The organism is Clostridium senegalense JC122, assembly GCF_000285575.1.
Taxonomy (GTDB): Bacteria; Bacillota; Clostridia; order Clostridiales; family Clostridiaceae; genus Clostridium_J; species Clostridium_J senegalense.
The window spans coordinates 949,817-957,740 of sequence record NZ_HE611050.1 but is presented as its reverse complement, the minus strand read 5'-3'; the positions used below and the strand labels follow the sequence as shown (position 1 = coordinate 957,740).

The following is a 7,924-nucleotide window of genomic DNA, read 5'->3' as shown; positions in this document are numbered from 1 at the left end:
AATATATAAAATAGATGGAATATATGAAAATGATAAAGTTAAATATAAATTTGAACTTCAAATTAAATCTCTTGTAAATATGTTCTGGGGTGAAATTGAACATAAAGTAATATATAAAAATAAAAATTATATGTTAGGTGATGAGTTTCTAAAAAATATATTAACATCTATAAAAAACATTTATGCATGATTGATAATCAATTAGCAGTAGTATATAATCATTCAGCTAAATCCAACACTGCAGATTTAGATGTAAGAAAAAAACAAATAGAAACTATGTTGTCTAAAATTATATATGATTCTTTCTCTAATCAGATGAAAAATAGTATAGGATTTATAGTTGACTTTAAAACATCTTCCGATGTGATTGTAAATTATATATTTAGAAGCAGCAATGCAAAAGATTTTCAGGATTATAATCAAACCCTTATTAATATGTTATCTAGAGTAAATGAAATAAGTAAGAATAATATTGATTTTGGTAGAGAGTTAGAATTTGATAGAGATATAAATTTTGAAAGTAAATTTTGTGAGAAATTTGGAAACAAGTTATTAAATGTTATAAATATTGATTTTCATTGGAATATATTTTTTAAAATTCTTTTTGAAATAGAATTAGGAAGTAATGCAGAAGATTTTGAAAGATTTATACAATATATGGAGTATAGATTTTATAATAATGAAGGATTCTGTCAACTAAATGATAATTTTACTAAAGAAGAAAGTGAATACATAAAATGTGAGATGTTAAATATAATAGCAAATGCTTTTGGCAAGGCTACATCTATAAGTTTTATATATGAAAAAAATATATGTAAGATAAATAATGTAATAGAAGAAATGGTATTTATGCTATGTAAAAATATAATTAGTTTTGAAAAATGGGAAAAAGAAAAAGATGTATATGAACAAATGATATTAAATAAAATATTATTAGAAGTTGATGAATAGTATAAGTTGATTATAAAGAAAATTTTGCAAATAACATCGTAATTAATTATTATGGTGTTATTTGTTAAAATATCTTATGATATAAAACAAATATAGAATTTTAAATTTATGCTTCATAGCTTCATATTTAAAAGTTAAAAGAATAAGAATAATGAAAATGGATAGGGTTATTAATGATTATTACAAGTTAGTTTGATTAATCGTAGTAAGGAGTGATTGTATGAAAAGAGTAAACTCTAATCCTTTTATAACTAGTGGATTTGAAAAATCAAAAACAGGTTACAATAATAAAACTATGAGAGTTTCTTCAACTATAATTAAATCATTAATTTTAATAGGTATAACAGTAACTTCTTTTGGAACTACCTGGTCTGTATTAAAAGAGGGTACTTCAGATTTCAATAGTTTGCTTATTATATCATCTATAGCAGCAGTTATATTATCTATATTAACTAGTTTTATACCTAAAATTGCAAATGTAACATCAATTTTATATGCTATGTTTGAAGGGGTATTATTAGCGAGTTTTTCTATGGTGATGGAATCTAATTATCCAGGTATAGTATTTTCTGCTACTTGCTTAACCTTTGCAGTGGCGATAGCTACATTGCTTATATATAGAAGAACACCAACATTAGCTGGAAAAATTAGAAAAGGGGTAACTATAGGTATAACATCAGTTTTTTTATTATATATACTGTCATTTATATTATCTATATTTGGAATTTATTTACCTATATATGGAGGTGGAACTATAGGAATAGGATTTAGTGTACTAGTAGTGACACTGGCATCTTTTAGTTTAATATTAGATTATGATTTTATCTTAAAAAATGTTCAATACGGTGCACCTAAGTATATGGAATGGTATTCTGCTTTTGGGTTACTTGTAACACTTATATGGTTATATATAGAAATAGTTCAGTTAATTTCAAAATTACTTCAGAGTTCTAGAGATTAAAACACACATATAGAAGGAATTTTGAATTTAAATTTATACATAATTCTAAAAGGTTTATGAGCATATATTACTCTTTAAATATTTAAGGGTTGAAGTAAATAATTTTAAAAGCCAATTTAAAACTTTATATTATATTTTAAATTATAAATTAAGGTAATAAAAATGTTTTGGTTAAAATTACATTAAATTAAAGTATGATGAAGAAAAAATTAAAAAAGTTTAAAATATTTAAATTAAATTTAATATTGATAAAAAAAGTTTACAAAAAATATATTTGAATATTTGTTTGTTAAAAGATATCATATAATATAGGAATATAAAATTGTTTTTTATTTTATAGGCAGAAGATTTTAATTCCTAAAGAATGAAACTAGATTAGAATTTGTTTCAATATATGAAAGTTGTATTAAATTTATAAGTTATCTAAAGTACAATTTAGTTGACTAATTAAAGTGGAGGAATAAAATTATGGAAGAAAATTTAATATCGGAGTATTTAAGAGTTGCTAATAAAACTTTTAAAAAATTAGATGAAGAATTAATTAAATTAGGTTTATATAGAGGACAACCGTCTCTTATAATGGTTTTATATAAAAATGAAGGAGTAAGACAAAAAGAGTTATGTGAGAAGCTTTCAGTTACTCCGGCAACAATGACTAAAATGGTAAATAGAATGGAGAAGTCAGGCTTTATAGTTAAAAAATAGATAGTGAAGATTTAAGAGTTAGTAGAATATTTCTTACAGAGAAAGCTCACTCTATAAAGAATGAAATTTTTAATTTATTTGAAGAATTCGATAAGCAGTGTTTTTTAAATATAAAACAAGATGAAAAAGAAATATTTCAATCAGTATTATTTAAAATAGTTAAAAACTTAAGTTAGTAATCTGTAATGTATTAGAATAAAATTTAGTTTTATTTTGATGCATTTTTTTATTTAAATTTAAGCAAATAATTAATATATAACAATATTTTAAGTACATATTAATATATAACTTTTAAATGCAATAATTATTGTTTTTCTTAAGTTGACTATTATATATCTAAGCAATATACTTGTAGTGAAAATGGGAAAGTTATATTCATTTACTACTATTATAATCTTATGAAATCTTATATAGGGAAATAATATCATATTTAAATTTATTCATAAAAATTTTGTTATCAGTTAAGAAAAACAAGTATAACTATAGTTAGTTAAAAGTTAAGAGCTAAGAGTTAAAAGTAATGGATGAAACTTAGAATCAGTTTCTTTAAATATATAAAAATTAAACGTTGAATTTTGAATATAAAGTTAACTGAAGTTATATCCAAAGTTTACAACTGTAACAAGAATAGTAGGATCACTGAAATTTATTTTCCTCAAGTTATTTTAAAAATAAAATTGAAAAGATGTAAATAAAACCTAGAACAATCAAAGCTGGTCCTAAAAAGTATGTTTATTATTATTAAGAACATAGTGAGTAACAATCACCACAACTATTAACTTTTAACTAAAATAATCTGCTGATTATTAAAAAAATATTAATTTTAATTAGTTGTCCAAATACATATTATTTTTAAAAAGCGTATTTTAAAGTAAAAGAGGAGATACTATGCCAAAAATTATTAAAAATTTAGATGAAATTATACGAAAAAAGACTTTTAAACTATTTTCAGAAAAAGGGTATGATGGGGTAGATATAAAGCTTATTGCAAAAGAATGTGGTATGGCAGTAGGAACATTTTATAATTATTATAGTAGTAAAATGGAATTGTTTATGGATATATTAGATAAGTCATGGAAAGAAACTTTTAAGAAGATAGAAGAAAGTAAAATGGAGAATTTAACTGATAAAGAAAGATTAGAAGTACAAATTGAAATATTATATGATGATATTGAAAATAGAAAAGGCTTAGGTTTTTATATACAACAAAAATATATATTTAATAGCAATAAGGCAAAAGAGATGATGAATATAAATGATACAATTGTTTGCAATATTAAACAAATATTTGAGCCTTTAACTAAAAAAGCTTGTTTTAACAACATTGAAGATGTAAATGAAAGATTAGGATATACATTAATACTGCAAATTACTAAATGCCTTGCTATGTATCCAGAAAAAAAATGTGAAAATCTTAAATTTATAAAATCTTTAATATTATCCTTAGTAGTATAATATTATATAATAAGTTAATTAAATTATAAGTTTCCTTTTATAGATAAAAGATGTTGTTTTTATGAATAAGTTTAATGGCTATAGGATATAATAAAAATGTAGTGTTAATTGGTAGATGATTAAGTTCATAATCTAGATTAGTTCTTAATGATTTTAGATTTGTCTAAAATTTATATATATATAATAGACAATTAAACATATTTAGAAGGGAGTTTGTAATTTATGGGTAAAAAAATGCATAAAGGAGAACAACAAAAACTACTAAAGAAAGCTAGAAATCTTTTAGAACAAGATATGGGCATTACAGAGGTAATGGAGGCTACAGGATTATCACAACAAGATATTCAAAGAGAACAACAAAAAATGAGAAAATAACATAAAAAAAGAACTGCTTTTTAATTAAGGCAGTTTTTTATTTTGCTAAAATTTAGAGTGTTAAATTTCGTAGAAATTTATAGAAAAACTAAATGTAAAGGAATAACAAGTGTATTAAATTATATTTAATAAGCTATAAATAAAAAAGGTATTTTGAAAAGTATATATAATTAAGTTATTATATATACTATAAAAAATTATACATAAATTTTTTATTTAAATTTTATAGGTCATTTAAAGGAGTACATTTATGAAGAAAATAGGCATGAGAAATATAAAAACAGCAGTATCTGTTTTTATTTGCATAGTAATAAGTAGGATTTTTAAATTTTCTTCACCTTTTTATGCGTGTATAGCAGCGGTTATATGCATGCAATCTACTGTAGAAACTTCTTTTGAAGTAGGAAAAAATAGGCTTATAGGGACCACATTTGGAGCTGTATTAGGGGTAGCATTTTCTTATATAATGCCTAATAGTGTAATTCTTACAGCAGTGGGCATTAGTTTGCTTATATACTTATGTGATGTAATTAATAAAAATAAGTCAACAACTATATCATGTATAGTTTTTGTAGCTATTATGACTAATTTAAAAGATAAGTCTCCATTTGAATATGGAGTAAATAGATTTTTAGAAACCGCATTAGGAATAATTATTGCTGTATTAGTTAATAAGTATATTTGTCCGTATTATAAGCTAAAAAAAGAGAAGAAGGATAAGTAAAGAACAAATCATTATTATGTGATTTGTTCTTTATTTTTTATAGATATATAAATTTAAGGCTATATGTAGATTCTTTTTATTAATTAATAAAAAATATAGTTAGTAATATAGAGAAACAAGCTCGAATTTAAATTTATCCAATAACTTTAAAATGTTTTCATACAAGATGCAGTGTTAAATTCTAGTGATTTGGAGCATGTATCACTATTTTAGGTATCCAAGTTTTGGAATGGATAATTTTAAAAGTTAACTTGGAACCCTATATAAATGAATAAGTTCAAAATTAAATTTGAAACTCAATACTGTGGTGCAAAATTATTTTACTATAAACTGAAAAGTTGATATTTTATTTAAAGGTCTAGAAAATATACCAAATTTTCACTATAATGAAAATATTTAATTAAAATTTAACGGAAATTATAGACAATAATACTAGTTTCGAGTATTATTAATATTAAGAAAAATGTTAAAAAATAGATAATTTCTATGTTGATGAAGAGGTGTAAATTTTGAAAAAAGATATTGGAAATAAAATAAAAGAACTAAGGTCAGATAAAAAGATGACATTAAGAGAATTAAGTGAGGCTACAGGACTTTCAATAGGTTTTTTGTCACAATTAGAAAGAGGTCTTACTAGTATAGCTACAGATTCGCTTATGAGAATAGCTGAAGCTTTAGATGTGGATTTAAATTATTTTTTTACTAATCCAAAAAGAAAACATAGAGTAGTTTTGAAGAGTTATGAAAAAGAAGTAGCTAAAATAGACAGTTCCATGTTTATAAATTATAACTTGACTACTAATCCTAATGATAAGGCTTTATTACCAAGATTAATAGAAATATTGCCTAATAACATAGAAGACAATTTAACTCAATATAAACATGAAGGTGAAGAGTTTATATACGTGTTAGAGGGAGTTTTGACATTGTATGTAGATAATGAACAGTATGAGTTATATCCAGGAGATACTGCACATTATAGTTCACAAATAATGCATAACTTTGCTAATCATACAAGTAAGATAGTTAAAATTTTGGAGGTTCTTACGCCAAATCCTTTTAAAGATAAAGAGTAATACTTTAATAAGATATTTATAAATTAGATAAATGTAATGTATATATTTTTTAAGGGAAAATTGTACAAGCAATTCTACAGTGGAGTAGGAAAAATTTTTAGTAAATTTGGAAAATTTCAAAATGTGTAGTGAATAGTGTGTATTTGTATAAGTCTGTTTATAAAACTAGAAAAAATATTTTAAAGTTTTATATTTAAATATACTTAAAATATTAGAGTCAATTGTGTATAATAGATTTAATAAAATTTAAAGATAATAATGATAATATAATTAAAAAATACAACAACAATTTTGAAATAGCAATATAAAAGGATGGTAAGATAATGAATAAAATAATTGGATTTATTGGCTCAGGAAATATGGGTAAAGCTATGATTGGTGGAATAATCAAATCTAATCTAGTTAAACCAAATCAAGTTATTGTTTCTGATTTAAATGAAAGTAAGTTAGATGAGATAAATAGAGAATTTGGTGTGATTACTACAACAAATTCTAATGAAGTAGCAAAGAAAGCAGATATATTATTTTTAGCTATTAAACCTAATGTTTATGATATAGTTATGAAAGAAATTAAACAGAATTTGTCCAAAGATACAGTTATAGTAACAATAGCAGCTGGAAAAACTATACAAGATATTGAAACTGTATTAGGAGAAGACAAGAAAATAGTAAGGACGATGCCTAATACTCCAGCATTAGTAAATGAAGGAATGTCAGCACTTTGTAGAAATAAAAATATATCAGAAGAAGAATTAAATAATATAAAAGATATATTTAAAAGTTTTGGAAAAGCTGAGGTTGTTGATGAGTACTTAATAGATTCTGTAATAGGTGTTAGTGGTTCATCTCCAGCTTATGTATTTATGTTTATAGAAGCATTAGCAGATGGTGCAGTAATAGGTGGAATGCCGAGGGATAAGGCATATAAATTTGCAGCACAAGCAGTGTTAGGATCTGCTAAAATGGTGTTAGAAACAGGTATGCATCCAGGAATATTAAAGGATATGGTTTGTTCGCCAGGAGGAACTACAATTGAAGCTGTTAGAAGTCTAGAGAGAAGTGGCTTCAGAGCTTCAGTTATAGAGGCAGTAGTTGATTGCATGAGAAAATCAGAAGAAATGACTAAAAAATAATTATGTAGTTAAAAGCTGTATTAGACTAGAAATATATTTTAATACAGTTTTAATTTTATATTTTATTTATATTAAGTTTTATAATATTATTTTATTTGTGTTATAAGGTTAAAAAATAATAATACGATTAAATTTATAGTAAATTAAAGTAAAATTTAAGCTTTTTTATAGTAAATATACTATATTATTTTAAAAAATATAAAAAAATATAAAAAAAACAAAAAAATGCTTGCATAACAAAAAAAACTATGATAATATTATTTTTGTCGTCAGGAGCAAAAGTTAAATGATGGACAAGTAAATGTGCGTTTTTAGCTCAGCTGGATAGAGCAACGCCCTTCTAAGGCGTGGGCCAGGGGTTCGAATCCCTTAAAACGCACCATGTATGGTGACCGTAGTTCAGTTGGTAGAGCACCAGGTTGTGGCTCTGGGTGTCGTGGGTTCGAGTCCCATCGGTCACCCCATATATGCGGGAGTGGCTCAGTGGTAGAGCGTCACCTTGCCAAGGTGAACGTCGCGAGTTCGAATCTCGTCTTCCGCTCCA

Annotated in this window: 8 protein-coding genes, 3 tRNA genes and 1 pseudogene; all 12 read left to right on the top strand. The window is 24.3% G+C overall.

All coding sequences use genetic code 11. The features are described from left to right. Positions 1–190, top strand: a pseudogene (locus CSGHG_RS22515) (GTP pyrophosphokinase); the annotation flags it as partial. Then, the gene (locus CSGHG_RS05105) at positions 187–951 is read left to right on the top strand and encodes a hypothetical protein (protein WP_026022235.1); all 765 of its coding nucleotides are present in this window, start codon (positions 187–189) and stop codon (positions 949–951) included. The pseudogene CSGHG_RS22515 and the gene CSGHG_RS05105, both read left to right, overlap by 4 nt. A gap of 220 nt (positions 952–1,171) precedes the next feature. Continuing rightward, on the top strand, positions 1,172–1,912 hold the full coding sequence (locus CSGHG_RS05100) for a Bax inhibitor-1/YccA family protein (protein WP_010293214.1): 741 nt from the start codon (positions 1,172–1,174) through the stop codon (positions 1,910–1,912). 468 nt (positions 1,913–2,380) lie between these two features. Further along, positions 2,381–2,617, top strand: coding sequence for a MarR family winged helix-turn-helix transcriptional regulator (locus CSGHG_RS21760; RefSeq protein ID WP_010293212.1), 237 nt, complete (start codon positions 2,381–2,383; stop codon positions 2,615–2,617). Between the two features lie 888 nt (positions 2,618–3,505). Then, a complete protein-coding gene (locus CSGHG_RS21755; RefSeq protein ID WP_010293209.1) occupies positions 3,506–4,072 on the top strand; it encodes a TetR/AcrR family transcriptional regulator in 567 nt (188 codons plus the stop codon). Positions 4,073–4,294: 222 nt separating this feature from the next. Continuing rightward, positions 4,295–4,447 carry a hypothetical protein gene (locus CSGHG_RS23050; RefSeq protein ID WP_010293208.1) on the top strand — a complete coding sequence of 51 codons (153 nt, stop codon included), beginning with the start codon at positions 4,295–4,297 and terminating at the stop codon, positions 4,445–4,447. 250 nt (positions 4,448–4,697) lie between these two features. Further along, a complete protein-coding gene (locus CSGHG_RS05080; RefSeq protein ID WP_010293206.1) occupies positions 4,698–5,171 on the top strand; it encodes an FUSC family protein in 474 nt (157 codons plus the stop codon). A 509-nt stretch (positions 5,172–5,680) separates the two neighbouring features. Further along, positions 5,681–6,247, top strand: coding sequence for a helix-turn-helix domain-containing protein (locus tag CSGHG_RS05075; protein WP_010293205.1), 567 nt, complete (start codon positions 5,681–5,683; stop codon positions 6,245–6,247). A gap of 323 nt (positions 6,248–6,570) precedes the next feature. Beyond that, positions 6,571–7,380, top strand: coding sequence for a pyrroline-5-carboxylate reductase (gene proC, locus CSGHG_RS05070; RefSeq protein WP_010293204.1), 810 nt, complete (start codon positions 6,571–6,573; stop codon positions 7,378–7,380). Between the two features lie 305 nt (positions 7,381–7,685). Then, positions 7,686–7,762: transfer RNA gene (locus tag CSGHG_RS05065), tRNA-Arg, on the top strand. A gap of 6 nt (positions 7,763–7,768) precedes the next feature. Then, positions 7,769–7,844, top strand: a tRNA-His gene (locus CSGHG_RS05060). A 5-nt stretch (positions 7,845–7,849) separates the two neighbouring features. Then, positions 7,850–7,924 (top strand) — tRNA-Gly (locus CSGHG_RS05055).

Bases quoted from the DNA above. Each gene is read 5' to 3' on its own strand.
- proC (WP_010293204.1), top strand. From the start codon at position 6,571: ATGAATAAAATAATTGGATTTATTGGCTCAGGAAATATGGGTAAAGCT.
- CSGHG_RS21760 (WP_010293212.1), top strand. From the start codon at position 2,381: ATGGAAGAAAATTTAATATCGGAGTATTTAAGAGTTGCTAATAAAACT.
- CSGHG_RS05105 (WP_026022235.1), top strand. From the start codon at position 187: ATGATTGATAATCAATTAGCAGTAGTATATAATCATTCAGCTAAATCC.
- CSGHG_RS21755 (WP_010293209.1), top strand. From the start codon at position 3,506: ATGCCAAAAATTATTAAAAATTTAGATGAAATTATACGAAAAAAGACT.
- CSGHG_RS23050 (WP_010293208.1), top strand. From the start codon at position 4,295: ATGGGTAAAAAAATGCATAAAGGAGAACAACAAAAACTACTAAAGAAA.
- CSGHG_RS05100 (WP_010293214.1), top strand. From the start codon at position 1,172: ATGAAAAGAGTAAACTCTAATCCTTTTATAACTAGTGGATTTGAAAAA.
- CSGHG_RS05080 (WP_010293206.1), top strand. From the start codon at position 4,698: ATGAAGAAAATAGGCATGAGAAATATAAAAACAGCAGTATCTGTTTTT.